The following is an 18,979-nucleotide window of genomic DNA, read 5'->3' as shown; positions in this document are numbered from 1 at the left end:
GATTTACGGGATTTTTGATGGGTTGCCAATTTTTTAGGTGATCCTGGTTGACGTTATAGCTAAGGTAAAAGGTAAAAGAGAAAATTTTTACTTTTAGCTTCCTAGCCTCTGTGAATAACTTGACGACAAACAAACTATCTACACCCCAGTTGTTTAAAGGCATTGCGCTATTTACACCTGGAGGAGATTTAATTTACTGCATCGACCCTAGCAAGCAAGGTCGATGGCATTTGCATTTGTGCTCGGCTTTGCAAGAAATCCTAGATTTACCAGAGCCACCGCATTTTTTAGTGCCTTGTTATACTGCAACTATTGACCACTGGTTAGATCCGCGCACTCAACAAGTGCGAACTTTTGCTGAAGCTTATCCGGCTGTAATTAGACATCAAGCTTTGCTTAATGCCATTTTTGGCACAGGGGACTTAGTATGGCAAGCAGCTCCCTGGCAGGAGGGGTTGTGCGATCGCATGGTGTTAACAACTTATCGTTCCTCATTTGGGCAGCTTTGGGAAGATCACGATTTAATTGTCCGTCTAGACCTTTCTGAACCTGTGCCAAAATACCACCAACCAGTGATAGTACAAAAAAAGGAAGTTATCACACAAGGGTATGTTCTGCGCTTGTTCGTTGCAGGACATAGCAGTACCACCGAACGCATTCTCCAAAATTTACACGAATTGTTAGAGCGATCGCTTGGACACCCTTATACTTTGAAGGTGATTGATGTTTTAACTCATCCAGAACAAGCAGAACTCAATCAGGTTTCTGCAACTCCTACCCTTGTCAAGGTTTGGCCTCACCCAATTCGGCGAATCGTTGGAGAGTTGGATCATGTAGAAAAGATTTTACAGATGTTAGCTCCTAAGGAAAAATTTTAAGTTTTATAACGATAACTTTATAGAAAGTGCGTAGGTGTAGCCCAACCCAAGCATTGCTTTCAGGTCGGCTAGCTATAGCTTGGTGTATAATTTTGCCAAATTGAGGGTTAAAAGTGAAACGCAGTTTATGAATTCTGGGCAATGACCAAATTTGAACAAATCGCAATTAACTAAAATCCCTATTAGGGATTGAAACTAAAATAATGATATTGAGGAAATTCAATTCCTATTTATCGCAATCAACTAAAATCTCTATTAGGGATTGAAACTGGCAAATAAGTGCGATCGCATCACAATTGATAATCGCTACAGCAATATACAGATAATTATGGAATCACTTAGCAAATTGATCAACTCAAGCGATCGCTTGCAATACAGTATAGTTGTGAACAAATATAAAATGGTAAGTTTAGGGCGATTTTGTTAAAGTATAAAATCTGTCAGAATGCATCTGAGTCCCATTTCGCCAAACTTCCACTCTTTCAGGGCTGACTAAATAATAAAAACTACCATTATCGGCTCGATATCTGCCTTTGCCAATATTCAAAGCTGATATCTTTATAGCCTTACTTGGGTCTTGTTTCAACTGCCCAATATAAAATAACTGACCATTTTCTTCACAGACTTTTACACGAATACTTGCAGTCTCACCCTGAATAATGGTAACTCCATTGCATTCAGTATCAGTGCTTACAGGTGCAAAATCTATTGGAATTGGCTGTGAAGATGAAACTTGCTTTGCCATTGGGGGTGTCGAGACTCGGCGGTTCGGGTTATCCACTTGCTGAACTTTAGAAGCAGGAGTAACACTTGCTGTTAAGGATGTCAACAGACGAAGGGGGTCAACTGCTATTTGACCATTTGGATGAACTTCAAAGTGCAGATGAGGTGCTGTACTATTGCCTGTAGATCCCATCTCAGCAATAATTTGACCTTGAATGACCTGTTGACCCTTGCTCACTAACAAACGGCGATTGTGACCATAAACAGTGATGCCCCCGTCAAGATGTTTAATAGTTATAGCATTGCCTAATCCCCAATTATCCCAACCTGCTTTAACAACTGTACCGGATGCAGCAGCAACAATAGGAGTTCCAGATGCCCCTGCAATATCAATTCCTTCATGTTGATATTTGTGGAAGCCTTGAGAAATAAATCCTTGAGTCGGCCATATTAAGTTAGAAGCAGAGATAGGAGTTTGCCCAATTGGGGAATCGTCTGCTAACTGTGTTAGGGCAGATGTAGTTGTACTTAATATGAGGGTTAAGGATATTAACCCAATTAGTCCATAAGTACGGTATCGATAAACAGTAACTTTTTTCATAAGTTGTAAGCCGATTAAAACAATAATTCAGATGGTTTCTGATTATTTGTTGTTTCAAACTTACTCGGTATATATCAGGAAATTAAATACTGCACTTTATTTATTTAGTAGCTATGGCATCTCTAAGACCTTCGCCAAACACTTTGGAGCTAATAAGTGTAATATCTGCCTCGTATGCCAGCCACCGACGCATCGAACGGCGGCATACGTTTATTGTGATTCTTCCCTTCTGGCTCAGGACTTAGTGTAATTATCGATTACTTTGGCTAAGTCTGGCACTGCTTCTTCTACGTGCTTTTTGGCTGAACCGCGAAGTTTTTCATAGGTTCCTCGCACGATTTGGCGCTTTACGTTCTTGGCTCTAGCATCGGTGACACCCAGTAGCGCGTCTGCTGTATGAGAGCGATTCCCACTAAGGTATTCAATTGGATTGCCTTTCTCTACGCCTTCATTCCAGATGGGATCAAGTGCTGTAAAGCACTGCGGCAGAATCTGCTCAACGACGTAAGGGATATATCCTGGCTTAACCCCCTTTAGGGCGGCGAAGGCAGTTTTCAATGCGATACCGCTCATCCCTGACTTGGATGCAAGCTGTCCTTCGATCATCTTGCAACAGTCATTTACTACCATAGCCTTTTTGGTCGGGTTCAAAAGTCCCTCGCTAAGTCCCATTTCACTCTTCCTTATCTAAGTACTTAATTTCTATTCAACTAATTTTTTTAGCAAGCAGGAAATTACAGAAAATGTTATCGCCTTTGGGGTCTTCCCAAGTAGAGGAGCCAGCTTTGTAGGCGGGTCTGGCGTCAAGTGGCGCGTGAATTCCATTTGTCAGGGCAGACGTGTTTTTACACTCATTGAGATGCTCCTCTTTAGTGCTTAGAAAATAAGGACTTAAGTCCTTACTACGAACTTGCTTACGTATAAATTTAAACTTGACAGACTACTAGCGCTAGTAAGCCTTCTTGGGTTGTCCTCATCCCCTAACCCCTTCTCCTGAGTTGGGAGAAGGGGAACTAGAAGGGATTTAAGTACTGTGGCGTGGTTGGTTATTACACAACCTTTGTGTTCGCGTAGGGTTTCGTAGAGAAGGCGAATGGCAAAAGTCAGGTTATCCCATCCTGCTGAGACCTGAGTTGTGTCTCTGGCTGACTTGAGCCAGCAGGCAGAGCTTTATGTTCAGATGCTGAAGCTCCGTTAGGAGAATCTGGAGGCTTTGAACCTCCCGATCGCTTCTGAGAAAATATAGCCTGAGCCAAGGTCTTGACTAAGATGTACAGAATTGGCACTAAGAACAAACTCAAGAATGTTGAAAGCATCAGCCCCCCAAAGAGCGCTGTTCCTAAAGACCAACGGCTGCTGGCTCCAGCCCCTTGAGAGATCACCAAGGGCAAAAATCCTAACAGCGCTGCAAAGGAAGTCATTAAGATGGGTCGCAGACGTTCTTGCCCCGCTTTCACCGCCGCCCGCGTGTAGCTCATGCCCTGTTCATGCAGTTGATTGGCAAATTCCACGACTAAAATCGCATTCTTTGCGGCTAGACCAATCAAAGTCACTAGACCTACCTGGCAATAGATATCATCCACCACTTTGGGGAAAAGGCTACCTGCCATGAAAATATTGGAACGTAGCCAAAGTGCTGTCATCGCTCCCAACACTGCTAAGGGAACCGTCAGCAAAATAATCAGCGGGTCAATGTAGCTCTCATACTGAGCCGACAGCACCAGAAAGACAATTATGATCGCTAAACCAAAAATTAGACCTGTAGCTCCCCCAGATGTCTTCTCTTGGAGATAAGTACCTGTCCACTCGTAACCAAATCCTTGAGGCAAAACTTCTGCTGCAACTTGCTCCATCGCTTTAATTGCTTCTCCAGAACTAGAACCAGGAGCAGGAGCGCCCTGGACTTTGATTGACCTGTACAAGTTATAATGCGAAATGGTTTTCGGCCCCACAAAGGGAGTAACTTTCACCAGATTGCTCAACGGAATCATCGCCCCACTTGCAGAGCGAACATACAGCTTAGCAATATCATCTGGATTAGAGCGGAACACTCCATCTGCTTGGACATATACTCGATACTGTCGCTGTCCCTGCACAAAGTCATTCACATATTGCGACCCCAAGTAACTTTGCAATGTCCCAAAGATGGTGCTGAGCTCGACGTTAAGAGCTTTGGCTTGGTTGCGGTTCACTTGGATGTCAAATTGGGGAGTATCTGCGGTGAACTGAGTGAAGACTCGTTGTAAAACAGGTTTTTTATTTGCCGCCGCAATGAATTTGTTAGCAGTATCAACCAGGGTTTGAATCGGCGCACTTCCGGTTTTGTCTTGAATGATAAACTCAAAACCACCCGTAGTACTTAGCCCTCTAACCGGAGGAGCATTCACAGCGATCGCTCTGGCTTCTGTAATTGCAGAGAGCTTTTTGTTCATCCTCTGAAGTATTCCATAGACAGACTGAGATTCTAGAGTTCTCTCTTTCCAGGGTTTCAGGTTAGCAAAGGCAATGCCTAAATTAGAAGCATTGCCATCGAAACCAAAGCCACTGATCATAAAACTAGCTTGAACTTCGGGAAGCGATGTTACTTCTTTGACAACCTTATTCATCACAGATTCGGTGTATTTCAAAGAAACCCCATCAGGCCCCTGGACAACTACAAAGAAGTAACCCTGGTCTTCCTCTGGAATAAATCCGGTAGGCACTGCTCTGTACATCAAAACCGTTGCTACTAAACCAGTGATGAAAACCCCAATTACAATCGGCTTGACATGGGTAAGGTAGCTAACAAACCCGACATAGCGGCGTGTGAACCAGCCAAATCCCCGATTAAACTGCGTAAAAAACCAGCCTAAAGGGCCCCGTGGAGTCTGAGCTGGGCGCATCAGGATGGCTGCTATAGTCGGAGAGAAGGTTAAGGCATTGAAGGTCGAGATGCCAATGGAGCAAGCAACAGTTAACGCAAATTGTTTGTAGACAATCCCAGTAGTGCCCGGAATGAATGCTACTGGAATAAATACCGCCATGAGTACAAGTGAAGTGGCAATGATTGCCCCAGTTAACTCTTTCATAGCTTCGACAGCAGCATCATAGGGCCTCATGCCCTGCTCTAGTTTGACTGCAACTGCCTCCACCACAATAATGGCATCATCAACGACGATACCGATCGCCAGAACGAAACCAAATAAGGTCAGTGTATTAATCTGAAATCCTAAAACCAACAGAGCCGCACATGTCCCAATCAGGGAAACGGGGATCGCAACAGTAGGAATGATCGTGGTTCGCCAGTCTTGCAAAAAGACAAAAATTACCAAGACCACCAGAATAATCGCCTCAACCAGAGTGTGTAGAACTTCTTCTAAAGAAATTTCTACAAATGGAGTAGTATCAAATGCCAACTGTGCTTTTAGTCCAGGTGGAAAACTCTTCGATAGTATTGCGATCTGCTCTTCAACAGCATGGGCAACGTCCAGGGCATTACTACCCGGAAGTTGATATATCCCCAAACCCACGGCTGCCTTGGGAGTATTTCCTGGTAGGGTGAATTTGGCATCAGCGAGATAGCTCTCTGCTCCCAGTTCAACTCGACCGACATCTCTGACCTTAACTAGGGTGCTATTAGTGTTGCTATTAGTGGTGCTATTAGTATTGCTATTAGTGTTGCTATTAGTGGTGCTATTGGTGCCACCTTGACTTACCTTTAGCACCATATCCTCAAATTCAGCTGCATCTTTAAATCGGCTGGTTGCCCGTAAAGCAAATTCAAAGCTTTGATTATCTGGTGCTGGTTCCTTACCAATTGCCCCTGCACCCACCTGAATATTTTGTTCTTGCAGGGCAGTTACCACATCTTGAGGAGTTAGTTGATGTTGGGCAAGCTTGTTGGGATCAAGCCAAAGACGCATGGCATATTTGCGCTCTCCAAAAATCGTGGCTTTTCCTACACCAGGAAGCCGTTTGATCTGATCGAAAATAAACAGATCAACATAGTTACTAATAAAAATGTTGTCATACTCATTATTTTCTGAGTAAAACCCAAAGACCAGAAGCAGACTGCTTGATGCCGTTTCAACGGTAACACCTGTTCGTTGAACAGTATCTGGCAATTGAGGGTCAGCAAGGGCTTGTTTATTTTGAACGTTTACTTGAGCAATATCGCTATTGACATTAGTTGGAAAGGAGACAGTTATATTGCTAAAACCATCATTACCCGTATTAGAAGATATATAAGATACATCTTTAACACCATTAATTTGTCGCTCAATAATGTTGGTGACAGTACTTTCTGTTGTTTGAGCATCCGCACCAATATTGTTGGAGCTAACGGTGATTTGCACCGGGGCGAGGTCTGGTAGCTGAGAAATCGGCAGAATCGGAATACAGATGCTTCCCAGCAGCAAAATGATGAACGTACAGACCGTCGTCAGGACTGGACGTCTGATGAAGGTATTGACAAACATAAATCAAGGAAAAGTTTGATACTGGTTACGGACGAAGTAGCTTGTTATTAATAATAAGGATTTATTAAGGCTTAGTGTTGGCGATCGCGCAAAATTGGTTACAGTGTACTGGATATTGGGTATGTTTTCCCTGAAGTTGACACCAATGTAAAGATATAACCTCTTACTGTGTGTTGTATCCAACCGATAAACCTCTGCCAATACGGTTTGTTTAATGATCCCCCCGTCTGCGGCGACCTCCTTAAAAAGTGGGTAAAAAAGGGTTATGAGCAAGCCTTTTTCAGGGGTGTCACTTGCTCCCCTTGGAGGGATCTTCAAAATCATAAAACGTTAACTGAACCGGATTGAAACCTCTCCAAGAAGGACAGGAAAGCGGAAAAACTTTTGTTAGCTGGAAGAGGCAGATTCAAAGCCTCTCTCTGGTAAAAGAGAGGTCATTTGGGTTAATCAACTGAAAAATGCGGTAATGAATTAAAATTTCTAATTATCTTTGCCATTACCCTGAAAATTTAACAAATGATCATCATTCACCCAAATTGCTTGTTGAGGCACAGAAATGGAAATTTCAGCTTGGTCTAGGGCAACTTTCAGGCGGCGGCGAAACTCCCGTGCTACATCCCATTGTTTGAGAGGCTGTGTTTTAATCCAGACGCGAATAATCAAACCGCGATCGCCAAATTGATCTATTCCCAAAACTTGCGGCGGCTCCAAAATTTGAGACTGCCATTGTATTTCTTGATTCATCTGGGAACCAACAGTTTCAATCAATTTCAAAGCCTGTTCTGTATCGGCTTGGTAGGCGATCGGGATTGTTAAATCGGCTCGTGACCAACGACTAGAAAGATTGGCAACAACTTTAATTTCACCATTGGGAATCGTGATCAAGCGCCCTTCCGAATCCCGCAGTTGGGTCATCCGCAGATTCAGATTTTCTACTAAGCCTCCCACGTCTCCCACAGAAATCACATCGCCTAAAGCGTACTGGTCTTCTAGAATGATCAAAAAACCGTTAATCGCATCTTTAATTAAGTTTTGCGAGGCCAGAGACACTGCAACACCAACTAAACTCACACCCGCTAGCAAGGGAACAATATCTATCCCCAATGACACCAGCGCTAGCAAGAAGCCTACTCCTATCCAGATACCAGTAGCGATGCTTTTAGTCACGCCAGAAAATGTAGAAACTCGCAGTTGCAGCCGTTCAGAACTTTCTGGAGTCAATAAAGCACCACTGCTGATCAGAGTGGTAGTGAAGCGGTCAATTAGGGCGTAGGTAAAACGGATCGCTACATAGGTTCCCAAGAACACGACACCTAATCGCAAAGGAAATTGGGCGGCTATGAGAATTCCTACCTGAAATGGTCGTGTATAGGGAAATAGACCCAAAATAAAGAAACTTCCACTTCCCCAAATTCCGGCTTGAGTTAGCTGAAACAATCGTCTTTTGACTTCTTGGAGATGCTGCTTTTGCCGTTGATTCAGTTGTGTTGCAATTGGTTGAGCTGCTGCTACTGCTGGTGAAATTGGGGAGTTTAAGGGCCCTCTGGAGGGTTGGGAGGCAATGGGGTGTAATAAATCTTTTTTGGAACGCCTTTGCCAGCTATATACCCCCCAACTCATCACAATCATTGTCAGTCCGATGCCCGTAGCAATTTTACCTTGGTCGATTAAAGATTGAGTTTGTCTTTCTTGCTTTGCTTTTTGCAAGTCTTCTTGTAACGATTCCTTTATTTGCTCTGCTGATGTCCGTATATCTACCTCTCGCAATCCAGCATCCTCAGAAGTGACCGTCATCAGATATTGGTCGTTGACATAAATTACTGGTAAGTCGTTTACTGTGCGAATTTTTACGTTGAGTTCTGTTTTTGTTGGTGAGTTAATGTAACTTTGGCTAATTTTCTGCAACTTCTTTTGAATATCTTCTGAACGCTCAGGAAAGTTGGCTTTTGATGCCGCTATCTGAAATAACCGCCGACCATCTAAATAAATCCAGCCTGTAGCAACTCTATTATTTGAATCATTACTTACACTGCTGGGAGCTTGCAGCTGCGGTAACAAAGGAATTTGGGCTGTGGCTTTTGGCACAGATACAACGGCTATGGCCATTGAACTAGCGATCGCCAAAAATTGAAAGCGCACTTAAACACCTCCTTGAGTAAAATTTACTAGTTACTACTTCTATAACCATCCTCCGCAATTACTTTTTGTAAATGTACCTATCTAAAGTTGAAGTTTTCCCATTCCCATTAGATAATTAAATTTTGATATTTTTTTATTATCTATCTTTAGAAAGATGACAATATACTTAAAATTAGCAGGTAAGGCTGAGAACAGTCTTACTCTTACCAAAGATAAAACAAAAAGGAAGAAGCTGGGGATGAAGTTGACATTATGCTGATCAAACGTCAAGCTAGTTTTGAGGACTATTGACCGTGCCAATTTTAGATTTTAGATTTTGGATTTTGGAATTGAAAATTGGTTCAAGCCCTACCCCTTGTGGATAGAACAAATCCAATCATACGCTCGATAACCCGCTAACACTGCGCTATCGTCAATCTAAAATCATCAGAGCCAAGTATCCTTATGGTCTGTTTCAATCCAAAATTGCAAATCTAAAATCCAAAATTGTTTGACTAGTAGTTTGCTAATTCCAAGCAAAAATCGCCAGTAGTAGAATAACCTAGTAGAGTGCGTAAATTTTACGTAGCTATTTTTAATTTTTTGAGGTAACTTTTGATGACCGCAACTTCTCCCCGATTAAAGCACGAGGTTAAAGACCTCGGCCTAGCTGCCTTGGGAAGACAGCGCATTGAATGGGCTGGACGCGAGATGCCAGTTTTGCGGCAAATCCGCGATCGCTTTGCCCAAGAAAAGCCCTTTGCTGGCTTAAAGCTTGTGGCTTGCGCCCACATTACAACCGAAACAGCACATTTGGCGATCGCTCTGAAAGCCGGTGGTGCAGACGCGCTTCTAATTGCTAGCAATCCCTTATCAACGCAAGATGACGTAGCAGCTAGCCTCGTCGTCGATCATGAAATTCCCGTCTTTGCCCAAAAAGGTGAAGATAACGCAACTTATAGCCGCCACGTTCAAATCGCCCTAGATCACCGCCCCAACGTCATTATTGATGACGGTAGCGATGTGGTTGCCACATTAATCCAAGAGCGCCAACACCAAATTGCCGATTTGATTGGCACCACTGAAGAAACCACAACGGGAATTGTGCGCCTCCGGGCCATGTTCAAAGATGGCGTTCTCACCTTCCCCGCAGTGAATGTCAACGATGCTGATACCAAGCACTTCTTTGATAACCGCTATGGTACTGGGCAATCGACCCTAGACGGCATTATCCGCGCCACAAATATTCTGCTGGCTGGTAAAAACATTGTCGTAGTTGGTTACGGCTGGTGTGGTAAAGGTACAGCCCTCCGCGCTCGTGGTATGGGTGGTAGCGTGATTGTTACCGAAATTGACCCGATCAAGGCAATTGAAGCCGTAATGGATGGTTTCCGCGTCTTACCAATGGCAGAAGCTGCTAAAGTTGGTGATTTATTTGTCACAGTTACAGGTAACAAGCACGTAATTCGCGCCGAGCATTTCGATGTGATGAAAGACGGTGCGATCGTTTGTAACTCCGGTCACTTTGATATTGAACTTGACTTGAAATACTTGGCTTCTCAAGCTAAGGAAATCAAGGAAGTTCGTCCCTTCACTGAAGAGTATAAACTGCAAAGTGGTAAATCAGTTGTCGTTCTCGGACAAGGACGTTTGATTAACCTGGCTGCGGCTGAAGGACACCCCAGCGCAGTAATGGATATGAGCTTTGCCAACCAAGCTTTAGCTGTTGAATACCTCGTGAAGAATAAAGGTAAGTTAGAACCTGGCTTGCACTCAATTCCCATTGATGTGGATAAAGAAATTGCCCGACTCAAGTTGGAGGCGATTGGAATTAAGATTGATACGTTAACACCAGATCAAATTGAGTACACCAATTCTTGGACTACTGGAACTTGATGATTGATTAATTGATTTTTTAGGGGATAGGCTTTTGGGCTTATCCCTTTTTTTGTGTTTCGTACATACTGCAAACCCGCAGGTTAAATGCAAATAGTACGAGATACAACTAACATTCTGCACTTCATTTTGTAGTAGTTATACATAGTGGCTTAGAGATAAATCCTAATCCATGCAAAATCATGACTTTAACAACATGACCAGAGTTAACTTTTTCTGCTTTTTCTTCACCTATTAAATCATTAATTATTTCTACCAATCCAATTGCATCTACTATTTATGCCAGTCGCCTTACCATAATGTGGATGGAGGCAAGGTAGATAAATGTCTCCGATGTTTCGGGCAATAACTCATAGTCTCTAACCAATCGCCGACACCCCATCAGCCAACCAAAAGTGCGTTCCACCACCCAACGTTTTTTGGTTCCATCTTTGCGCCAATTACGAAAATAGGTGTATACCGTCTGCCACAACGGAAAGTCCCCAGGTAACGCTCGCCACTTCCGGAAGGGTAACCCAACACTAAGAATCCTCGATTTTGTTGGGTAACACGAATGTTCAACCCAATTTACAAATATTTTATTTTTTCGGAGTAATAAAAGAGCGCTAATTAACAGTTGCTGGACTCAATGCTATTTCTGATCATTAAGCCTCTGTTTGCTGTTCTTTGTTTAGTTCCTCTGTACTATATTTTGGCTGTGTGACAGTTGGGGGTGCAGAATGTGGGATAAATATTGTGAGTCTTGTAAGTGAGAAACAGAGATGAGAATCTTAGTCATTGGGGCAACGGGACCGACGGGACAGCAGATTGTCGAGCAAGGTTTAGCCCAAGGACACGAAGTAACTGCGCTAGTTCGTAATCCCGACAAGTTTGAAATGCAGCACAACTCCCTTCAAATTGTGAAGGGGGATATCCTTGACCCTGCCTCGCTAGATGCGGTGCAGCAGCAAGATGCAGTCATTAGCTCATTAGGCACTAAAAAAATCAGTCTTGAATCTGTGACGCTGTTGTCAGAAGGCACAAAAAAGTTGCTTCAGGCAATGGAGCGTCACAGCGTCAAGCGATTAATTTGTATCACCGGACTTGGAGCAGGCGATAGTAAAGGTCACGGCGGCTTGCTTTATGACAAGCTGATTCTACCGCTGATATTGAAGCGAATCTACGACGACAAAGATCGTCAGGAAGCCGAGATTCGTCAGAGTAATCTGGATTGGGTGATCGTTCGTCCAGGAATATTAACCAATGACCCTGCAAAAGGGAATTACCGAGTTCTGACTGACTTAACGGGGGTTACGGCAGGGAAAATTTCGCGGGCGGATGTGGCGGCTTTTGTCCTACAGCAACTCACTAGCGATCGCTATCTGAACCAAACACCCCTCATTTGTTATTAACGGAGCTAAAAAATATGGCAAACCCAACAGTGCTGATTGCTGGCATCAGCGGCTAATTAAGCACCAAGATCGCCAACGCGAGACAAAGGCGAAATGCAGGTACGAGGACTTGTACGTTTTGATAGCAACAAGCTGGATAACTTAAAGGCGAAAGCCGTTGAGTTTGTCAAGGGCGGCTTTGCTTTAAAAGTGCATAAGTATAGGCTTTTTTCAGCATAAAATAATCTGTACTTCCTCTGGGCGATCGCAACAATAATCTATCTAATTCACTTAATTGATTAGTTTGATTTTTATCTAAAAGTTGTAAATGTAGTTTTTGTTGACTTTCTGGAACTTCACTTTGACCAATAGTTAATAAATCCTCAATCGTTAATTCTTGCATAGCGATTAATTCCCCTTATAATTCCAGGGGGTGCATAATCAATAGCAGGAGGAGCATTTGTTACGCACTTGGTTAATTTGCTCTAATTCAGGTTTAATTTGGATATTCATGATTTATTCTTCATTAACAGTATTTCATTAGTCTAATTATTAAAAGCTGCTGCTAAATCTGGAATAGTAATTGCTATAATTTAAAACTCTCAACTTGATATACTAGAAATATTCCTACATACACATCTCATATTAACCGTAACAATTGATGAAATCCAGCAAAACTTAATTAGCTATCTTCAACAAGTAGCAGCAGGAGAAAGTATTATTATCATGCAAGCAAGTAAACCTATTGCAGAAATTAAACCAGTTTCAGCCACGGCTGAAAAAATTAGACCTTATGGCTTATGTGCTGGGGAGTTCATTGTTCCAGATGATTTTGATAGTCCCTTACCTGAAGAGATTTTGAATAGTTTTGATGGTAAATGAAACTATTATTAGATACCCATATTTTCTTATGGTTTATTAATGGTGATCAAAAATTATTAATTCATTTATAAAGTAGTTTAGTAGGTGCGTTACGCTGTCGTTAACGCACCTTATGAAAGTTGTAAGTTCTGAAGTTTAAGATCCTAAACTATTTGAAGTAGGAACTGGGTTATCACCTGGAAATTATTAACTTTTCGCAGTCCGGCTGAAGATTCGATAGTATAGCCATGTACTAGTTTCCTTTAAGGGAAACAGCAGATAGGTGAGAGGATTTATTGTCACAATAATATTTCGGAAGTCTCGCCGTGCCAAAAATAAGATCGCACGAGCAACTTGCTGTGCAGACATCACTCCATAAGGATTCAGTTGACTCTTAAATGGGCCAAGAATTAACTTGCGAATTACACAATCCCCGTCCAATCGCTTGAGGGTAACAATATCCCCTAGCGATCGCTTGCTGAGTTCATAAAGCGGACTCAGCGCTGGAGAAACCTCAGCTTCAGAAGTGTTTACCCAAATTTCCTTCGTTGCTTTTGCTTGTGCGCCTGTCACAGTTGTCAAAAATACATCCATCAACCGCAATGCTGAAAAGGTATTCACCTCATAGGAGGAGTTGATAGCCTCTGGTGTGCGGCTGGCGTAGACATTGATTCCGTGGTTGATAATTAAAATATCTACTTTCTCTAAACTATCCCTCAGTTCGGCTTCCTTACCCAACTGCCAGGGAACCACTTTCACCCCAACTTGCTCTAATAATTTTTCTGGATTGGTGGTTAATGCAACGACTTTAGCATTATTCTTTACAAGTTCAGCCGTTAATGCTTGCCCCAACGCTCCTGATGCTCCGGTTAAAGCGACGGTTTTACCCTTGAGGGACAGTCCTGTACCAAGAATTTTATCCACTAGGGGAAAGACGCCACTGTAGTAAGCGTTGACATCATCAAAATGATGCCGCCAATGGTAAGAGCGATTCACCCACCAAATGGATGGAATTGTCTCTAAAGGGCCGGGTAAATGGTTGTAGTCTGTATCAATTTTTCCCTGGAAATACCGCAAGGACGCGCCATATAAAAAGGTGCAAGCATAAGCTACTCCCAGCCATAACCCGATTTGCTGGACAATTAAGGCAATGACTACCAATACCAGCAGCAGTAGACTTGACTCTAAAATGTCGTGATAGAGCTGAGATTCTTGATAAACTTTCGGGGAAACTATCGATAAATCACGGCGATAGGCCATGTGGTGCTTGTTGTGCCATTTAGCAAGCCAATTGACTTGGTGACACAAAGCATGGTAGCTGTCTCTTAAGACCTCAGCGAGTAAAAGTGAAAAAAGCCCCCAAGTAGCAAACTGTAAGCTGGCATTTAGCCAAACCCAATTAATTTGTAATCTTGCTTCAATTCCAATCAAGTTTTCAGATAGCATTTTTATCACGTTTGTCTATACTCGTTTTTCTTAATCATTCTTCATGATCATCTGATAAAGGTGCATTAAGGTCGAGCCTAGAGCAAACAAAAATCAAATAGACTTATTGTCATCCTACCAACTACCCCTATTTAGCCACAATATCCCAGTTGACTTTTAGATAGCCAGGTTCAATGTGGGTAAAGTGTTTGCTCAACTGCTGATGTGCTTTTGGTAGGGCGTGGAACGGAATTGATGCGTACAAATGATGCTCTGCATGAAATGACATATTCCACATGAAAAATCGCGCCGGCCAGAGGGTCAGCGTTGTGCGTGTATTCGTGAGCAGATTTGCGTTAAGAGTACAACCTGTATGTTCTGCTAACAGAATAAACCGGAGAATCGGTTGACCAATAAGCAGGGGTAGCAGCCAATAGAGGAAAAACCAAGGCTGACCAACTGCAATTGAGATAGCGATCGCACCTGCATAAATACCTAATTGCCAACGTGTGGAGCGAATAACTTCGGCTCGTGCTGCTTCTGGCACAAATGGAAAATCGTCAAATTGAGCAGTTGCAACCTGAAAATGCCCACGTATTTTACCCCACCACCACGGTAAACCGCTAATTATCAACAAGTATTTACCCCGGTTGCTCGGTTTGGGATCGGTCAATTCCGGATCTTTGTCAGGAACGCGAGTGTAGCGATGATGCCACTTATGATAACGACGAAAAAACGTGCTGTTGTAAAATGAGAGCAAGCCGGAAAACCAAGCTACAGCATCATTGAAACGATTGTTAGCAAAAGCTGTTCTGTGAACACATTCATGCATCGGTGCAAACATCGAAGCCAGACTGAAGCCGTAGATTACCAGTGCTGGTATAGCCACCGACCAATTGCCAAAGTTTGTTGCCCATAAGTAGCCACTCAAACCCATAACAGTGAGATGAAAAGCCAGTTGAACTAGTCCTTTGGAGTTGGAGCGATCGTTTAGAAGACTTAATTCCTGTATAGTGAGAATTTGGTAGAGTTTTTGCTCATTATCAGCTTTGGGTTCCAATAATTTAGATTGAATAATTGCTTTATTAGACATAATTTTAAGTAGGCCGGCGTGGGTTCGCTTCTAACTGCTGAATTCTGACTTTTGAATTCTGACTCCTGCTGTAATTTTAATAGACACCGTGAATTTAGCTGACCACACCAGCGCGAAAAATTTGTTCTGCGGTTAAATTCAACTCTCTTAATGTTGGTGATTGGATACGGTCATTACCTCGAAATTTATTAATTAGATATTCACCTTCTTCTAAACAGCAAACCAAGACAGTAGGCTGTTTTGGCTTGCCAATGAATTCTCTACCGCCCAATGCGGCATAGTCCACAATCCAGTATTCAAGAATTCCCATTTCCTCTCTTCGAGACGCTACGCGAACATAGTCAGCGTATTTTTTGTGGTAATCATCACGCCAATTGGTACTCACTACTTCTACTACTAAAGGAATAGATGCAGCAAGGCTTACAGTAGATGCTTTTTTCCATAGAAGTTCGTTCACTAAATTGGGCTGATTTAGTATCAGGACATCTGGTGAATAAGCTGATTCGTTTTCGAGTGGTTTGACGAATACTGTTTTTGGGATGAAATAAGGAAGATTTAAACGACTATATTCTAATGTGATTTTTGTGGCTAAAAATCCTGTAACCTCTTCATGGTCGCCTGTTGGTTGTGCCATCTCAACAATTACTCCATCATGGAGCTCATAACGTCGTTGTGGGTTGTCTGGGTATTGAGCAACAAATTCATCGAATGTAACTAGTTTGCGTAAAGCTTGAGTCATGGCTTTATTCCTCAGGGAGGGAGAGCAGGGGAGGCAGAGGAAAAGAAAAAAGGTTTATTCTTCTAAGCGTATTGCACCAGAGATAGGGACACAAGGATGCGGAGAATATTTACAATCAGTAATTAATAAGACTCGTGAATGAGTCTTTGAACTCCGTTAACGAGTCTTTGATACTCGCTGACGAGTCTTTAATACTCGCCGACGAGTCTTTGATACTCGTGAATGAGTCTTTTATACTCGCTGACGAGTCTTTGATACTCGTGAATGAGTCTTTGATACTCGTGAATGAGTCTTTGAACTCCGTTAATGAGTCTTTGATACTGGTGAACGGAGTTTTTGTATGGAATATTCTAGTTCTTACACTCTCAAGTGTCACACTACGGATTTTCGACGTTTGGAGACTGTAGATTTGCGATCGCACCAAGCACCCAACCCAGGCGATCGCAATTATGGGAAAGTTAATGTAAGTGAACTATCAAAAATAACTATGATACATAAAAAACTCCCCTCTGGAATGAAGGGAGTCAAGAGTTACTGATTAGAAATTAATTTTACTGCCTGAGTAATCCAATAGCCATTTCCAAGTGAATTTTAGCTTTGTGTAAGTTCAGCAGGTTCTCTTGGTCATACCTATCTGGGTAATTCATTCTTTTACCTTCCATTGTGATTTTGATCAGTGCTGCTTGCTCATCAGTGGGTGAGTTCATCTCATCTATCACTCCCTCAAAAAACTGGATAACGCTCAAACCGGGAGATTTTAATCCCTTTCCTTGTCTTAGCTGCTGTAATGCTATTTGGGGGAATACCAGCAAAGATGTGATGTAGGAAACTTTGTATCCGGGGTTTCCTGTTGGCTTGATACCGTATCGACGGCATAAGTCACGTAACTCTGGAACAGTTTTGATTTCAAGTTGCGATCGTGTAAACATGGAATTACCATTTCTCAAAAGTGGTATCAGTGGGTAACAAGTTTCGTTGGCTTACATACCCACTGATTAATCATTAAACACTTGCTTCCTTGTGTTTCAGAGATTATTTTCATATTTATATACAATGCCTAATCCCAAAGGGAACCCGAAGAGTTTAAAACCGTTTACCACAGATAGAGAAGAACCGTTGACTGAGAAAATGAATATACGTATGACTAAGGAAATGAAGGAAGAGGTACAGCAACAAGAGAACCCTCCTGAGTTTTGCAGAGAAGCTATCCAAGAGAAGCTAGATAAAAATAAGGGTAAGAGTAACCCTTAATCATTTGATCAGCCGCAACAGGAGCAAAAGCATTCCACCCTGACCAGAAAGAAAAAGGTACAAGCCCACTTCGGCTAGCGAGCGTGCATCGCCTAAATTTATTTATGGAAAAAGAAAAAATGTATTTCGAGACGTGCAACGCAAGAAATACGGCGCGGAGGCGGAGACACTCCGCCTCCGCTCCTTGTTACAAGCCCCTAAATTTATTTATGGGGTTGTTATTTTTGACTTTTGACTTTTGACTTTTGACTTCCCGAAGGGGCTGACCCCCTTGTGCTAGATAATGGTGACGGTGTTGGAAACAGGTAGAGAAGATACCGTTGGTAACTTTTCACTTTCTTGATGATAAGTCCCATTAATTAGTTTTCAGTGAGGGCAGCATCTGGCTTTTTAACTTTTGTAATTCATTTGCCAACATGAAAAGAGCTGCTTCAACCCGAAAAAAGGAATTGAGGAAACATGACTTTAGTAACTCACCGTTTCATCGAAACCAACGGCATCAAGATGCATATTGCCGAACAGGGGCAAGGCCCATTGGTCATCTTATGTCACGGCTTCCCAGAATGTTGGTACTCCTGGCGGCATCAGTTATCAGCATTAGCTGAAGCAGGGTTCCACGCAGTAGCACCAGACCAACGTGGCTATGGGCAGACCTCAATACCGGAACCAATTGAGGCATATCATATTTTCCAGTTGGTAGGTGATATTGTTGGTCTGGTTCATGCGTTGGGTGAGGAACAAGCAATTATTGTTGGACACGATTGGGGTGCGCCCGTTGCCTGGTACTGTGCCCTACTCCGTCCAGATATCTTCCACGCTATCTCCCTGCTAAGTGTGCCCTATCAACCCCGCAGTTGGTCAGACATTCGACCGACAGAAGCAATGAAGTTGATGGCAGGCGAGCAGGAGTTCTATCAACTATACTTCCAAGAACCAGGTAAAGCTGAGGCGGAACTAGAGTCTGATGTTCGCGCTACTATACGTTCAATTCTCTACTCCGCCTCAGGAGATCCACCACCAGAAAAACGTTGGCGCTTCCTGTTTAGCAAGTCGGAAAAGCCAATAGACACAAGTTACGCATCGGAGCAACTTCCGGCTTGGTTAACAGACCAGGATATCGACTTTTTCACCTCTGAGTTTGAGCGGACTGGTTTCCGGGGCGGGTTGAACTGGTATCGAAACATCGATAGAATCTGGGAACTAACACCGTTTCTGTGTGGCGTAAAGCTGCACCAGCCAACATTGTTTGTGGCGGGAGAAGCAGATGCAGTGATCACAATGTACCGTAAAGCATTCGACACCCTAGAGGAAAACGTGCCCAACCTGAGGCAGAAAGTATTGCTACCAAACGCTGGTCATTGGATTCAGCAAGAACGCCCAGTCGAAGTTAACAGATTGCTCATCGAGTTTCTAACAAACCTCCAAAAGGAGCAACGCGAAAAAGTGAGATCATCGTGAAATGAGCTTCTGAGTGTGGGAGGTGTGGGGAGAGAGGGAGGAGCAGGAGAAAACTTGTTCAATAATTCTTCTTCCCACACCTCCCACACTCAGAAGCTCATTTCACGAT

General features: G+C 42.9%; 17 protein-coding genes and 2 pseudogenes. 7 read left to right on the top strand and 12 right to left on the bottom strand.

Going from position 1 to position 18,979, the window contains the following annotated elements; genetic code table 11:
- Positions 1 to 110 precede the first annotated feature (110 nt).
- Complete coding sequence (locus Q0541_RS08560; RefSeq protein WP_298908247.1) at positions 111 to 878, top strand: circadian clock KaiB family protein; 768 nt, start codon at positions 111 to 113, stop codon at positions 876 to 878.
- Positions 879 to 1,287: 409 nt separating this feature from the next.
- Here the strand turns inward: Q0541_RS08560 and Q0541_RS08555 are convergent, their stop codons facing one another.
- The 4 genes from Q0541_RS08555 to Q0541_RS08540 form a co-directional block, all read right to left on the bottom strand.
- Positions 1,288 to 2,202 (bottom strand): M23 family metallopeptidase, encoded by a 915-nt coding sequence (locus Q0541_RS08555; protein WP_298908245.1) that lies wholly within the window; start codon positions 2,200 to 2,202, stop codon positions 1,288 to 1,290.
- Between the two features lie 234 nt (positions 2,203 to 2,436).
- Positions 2,437 to 2,874, bottom strand: a complete 438-nt coding sequence (locus Q0541_RS08550; protein ID WP_298908242.1) for a hypothetical protein — start codon at positions 2,872 to 2,874, stop codon at positions 2,437 to 2,439.
- Positions 2,875 to 3,305: 431 nt separating this feature from the next.
- Entirely contained in the window at positions 3,306 to 6,659 is a 3,354-nt protein-coding gene (locus Q0541_RS08545) for an efflux RND transporter permease subunit (protein ID WP_298908239.1), read from the bottom strand.
- Between the two features lie 480 nt (positions 6,660 to 7,139).
- The gene (locus Q0541_RS08540; protein WP_298908236.1) at positions 7,140 to 8,798 is read right to left on the bottom strand and encodes a mechanosensitive ion channel family protein; all 1,659 of its coding nucleotides are present in this window, start codon (positions 8,796 to 8,798) and stop codon (positions 7,140 to 7,142) included.
- A 597-nt stretch (positions 8,799 to 9,395) separates the two neighbouring features.
- Between Q0541_RS08540 and ahcY the strand changes: the two genes are divergently transcribed.
- Positions 9,396 to 10,673, top strand: coding sequence for an adenosylhomocysteinase (gene ahcY, locus Q0541_RS08535; protein ID WP_298908233.1), 1,278 nt, complete (start codon positions 9,396 to 9,398; stop codon positions 10,671 to 10,673).
- A gap of 124 nt (positions 10,674 to 10,797) precedes the next feature.
- Here ahcY and Q0541_RS08530 read toward each other — a convergent pair whose 3' ends face one another.
- From Q0541_RS08530 to Q0541_RS08520, 3 genes and pseudogenes are all read right to left on the bottom strand, one after another.
- Complete coding sequence (locus Q0541_RS08530) at positions 10,798 to 10,938, bottom strand: DUF4277 domain-containing protein (RefSeq protein ID WP_298908412.1); 141 nt, start codon at positions 10,936 to 10,938, stop codon at positions 10,798 to 10,800.
- A gap of 12 nt (positions 10,939 to 10,950) precedes the next feature.
- Positions 10,951 to 11,091: pseudogene (locus Q0541_RS08525) on the bottom strand (transposase); the annotation flags it as partial.
- A 6-nt stretch (positions 11,092 to 11,097) separates the two neighbouring features.
- Positions 11,098 to 11,202 (bottom strand): annotated as a pseudogene (locus Q0541_RS08520) (transposase); the annotation flags it as partial.
- A gap of 232 nt (positions 11,203 to 11,434) precedes the next feature.
- Here Q0541_RS08520 and Q0541_RS08515 point away from each other — a divergent pair.
- Positions 11,435 to 12,064, top strand: coding sequence for an NAD(P)-dependent oxidoreductase (locus Q0541_RS08515; protein WP_298908231.1), 630 nt, complete (start codon positions 11,435 to 11,437; stop codon positions 12,062 to 12,064).
- A 166-nt stretch (positions 12,065 to 12,230) separates the two neighbouring features.
- Here Q0541_RS08515 and Q0541_RS08510 read toward each other — a convergent pair whose 3' ends face one another.
- Positions 12,231 to 12,446: a hypothetical protein gene (locus tag Q0541_RS08510; RefSeq protein ID WP_298908228.1), complete on the bottom strand. Its 216-nt coding sequence runs from the start codon at positions 12,444 to 12,446 to the stop codon at positions 12,231 to 12,233.
- 323 nt (positions 12,447 to 12,769) lie between these two features.
- Here Q0541_RS08510 and Q0541_RS08505 point away from each other — a divergent pair, with 323 nt between their 5' ends.
- A complete protein-coding gene (locus Q0541_RS08505; RefSeq protein WP_298908225.1) occupies positions 12,770 to 12,925 on the top strand; it encodes a hypothetical protein in 156 nt (51 codons plus the stop codon).
- A 186-nt stretch (positions 12,926 to 13,111) separates the two neighbouring features.
- Here the strand turns inward: Q0541_RS08505 and Q0541_RS08500 are convergent, their stop codons facing one another.
- The 3 genes from Q0541_RS08500 to Q0541_RS08490 form a co-directional block, all read right to left on the bottom strand.
- Positions 13,112 to 14,350 (bottom strand): bifunctional sterol desaturase/short chain dehydrogenase, encoded by a 1,239-nt coding sequence (locus tag Q0541_RS08500; protein WP_298908222.1) that lies wholly within the window; start codon positions 14,348 to 14,350, stop codon positions 13,112 to 13,114.
- A gap of 127 nt (positions 14,351 to 14,477) precedes the next feature.
- Positions 14,478 to 15,422 (bottom strand): fatty acid desaturase family protein, encoded by a 945-nt coding sequence (locus Q0541_RS08495; RefSeq protein WP_298908219.1) that lies wholly within the window; start codon positions 15,420 to 15,422, stop codon positions 14,478 to 14,480.
- Between the two features lie 94 nt (positions 15,423 to 15,516).
- Positions 15,517 to 16,161 carry a Uma2 family endonuclease gene (locus tag Q0541_RS08490; protein WP_298908216.1) on the bottom strand — a complete coding sequence of 215 codons (645 nt, stop codon included), beginning with the start codon at positions 16,159 to 16,161 and terminating at the stop codon, positions 15,517 to 15,519.
- A gap of 340 nt (positions 16,162 to 16,501) precedes the next feature.
- Between Q0541_RS08490 and Q0541_RS08485 the strand changes: the two genes are divergently transcribed.
- Entirely contained in the window at positions 16,502 to 16,699 is a 198-nt protein-coding gene (locus Q0541_RS08485) for a hypothetical protein (RefSeq protein ID WP_298908213.1), read from the top strand.
- A gap of 13 nt (positions 16,700 to 16,712) precedes the next feature.
- On the opposite strand, the gene Q0541_RS08480 is transcribed toward Q0541_RS08485, so the two are convergent.
- Positions 16,713 to 17,090, bottom strand: coding sequence for a hypothetical protein (locus Q0541_RS08480; protein ID WP_298908211.1), 378 nt, complete (start codon positions 17,088 to 17,090; stop codon positions 16,713 to 16,715).
- 124 nt (positions 17,091 to 17,214) lie between these two features.
- On the opposite strand from Q0541_RS08480, the gene Q0541_RS08475 reads away from it, so the two are divergent.
- Both Q0541_RS08475 and Q0541_RS08470 read left to right on the top strand, forming a co-directional pair.
- A complete protein-coding gene (locus Q0541_RS08475; RefSeq protein WP_298908208.1) occupies positions 17,215 to 17,412 on the top strand; it encodes a hypothetical protein in 198 nt (65 codons plus the stop codon).
- Between the two features lie 459 nt (positions 17,413 to 17,871).
- The gene (locus Q0541_RS08470; RefSeq protein WP_298908205.1) at positions 17,872 to 18,870 is read left to right on the top strand and encodes an alpha/beta hydrolase; all 999 of its coding nucleotides are present in this window, start codon (positions 17,872 to 17,874) and stop codon (positions 18,868 to 18,870) included.
- Positions 18,871 to 18,979 lie beyond the last annotated feature (109 nt).

Origin of the sequence: uncultured Nostoc sp. (genome assembly GCF_937863485.1) — a bacterium.
Taxonomy (GTDB): domain Bacteria; phylum Cyanobacteriota; class Cyanobacteriia; order Cyanobacteriales; family Nostocaceae; genus Nostoc.
Note: the sequence above shows the minus strand (reverse complement) of the source record. Positions and strands in the feature narration are given on the sequence as shown.

Excerpts from the sequence above, each read along its gene's own strand:
- Q0541_RS08555 (WP_298908245.1), bottom strand. The coding sequence starts at position 2,202 with ATGAAAAAAGTTACTGTTTATCGATACCGTACTTATGGACTAATTGGG.
- Q0541_RS08550 (WP_298908242.1), bottom strand. The coding sequence starts at position 2,874 with ATGGGACTTAGCGAGGGACTTTTGAACCCGACCAAAAAGGCTATGGTA.
- Q0541_RS08545 (WP_298908239.1), bottom strand. The coding sequence starts at position 6,659 with ATGTTTGTCAATACCTTCATCAGACGTCCAGTCCTGACGACGGTCTGT.
- ahcY (WP_298908233.1), top strand. The coding sequence starts at position 9,396 with ATGACCGCAACTTCTCCCCGATTAAAGCACGAGGTTAAAGACCTCGGC.
- Q0541_RS08515 (WP_298908231.1), top strand. The coding sequence starts at position 11,435 with ATGAGAATCTTAGTCATTGGGGCAACGGGACCGACGGGACAGCAGATT.
- Q0541_RS08510 (WP_298908228.1), bottom strand. The coding sequence starts at position 12,446 with ATGCAAGAATTAACGATTGAGGATTTATTAACTATTGGTCAAAGTGAA.
- Q0541_RS08505 (WP_298908225.1), top strand. The coding sequence starts at position 12,770 with ATGCAAGCAAGTAAACCTATTGCAGAAATTAAACCAGTTTCAGCCACG.
- Q0541_RS08500 (WP_298908222.1), bottom strand. The coding sequence starts at position 14,350 with ATGCTATCTGAAAACTTGATTGGAATTGAAGCAAGATTACAAATTAAT.
- Q0541_RS08495 (WP_298908219.1), bottom strand. The coding sequence starts at position 15,422 with ATGTCTAATAAAGCAATTATTCAATCTAAATTATTGGAACCCAAAGCT.
- Q0541_RS08490 (WP_298908216.1), bottom strand. The coding sequence starts at position 16,161 with ATGACTCAAGCTTTACGCAAACTAGTTACATTCGATGAATTTGTTGCT.
- Q0541_RS08485 (WP_298908213.1), top strand. The coding sequence starts at position 16,502 with ATGGAATATTCTAGTTCTTACACTCTCAAGTGTCACACTACGGATTTT.
- Q0541_RS08480 (WP_298908211.1), bottom strand. The coding sequence starts at position 17,090 with ATGTTTACACGATCGCAACTTGAAATCAAAACTGTTCCAGAGTTACGT.
- Q0541_RS08475 (WP_298908208.1), top strand. The coding sequence starts at position 17,215 with ATGCCTAATCCCAAAGGGAACCCGAAGAGTTTAAAACCGTTTACCACA.
- Q0541_RS08470 (WP_298908205.1), top strand. The coding sequence starts at position 17,872 with ATGACTTTAGTAACTCACCGTTTCATCGAAACCAACGGCATCAAGATG.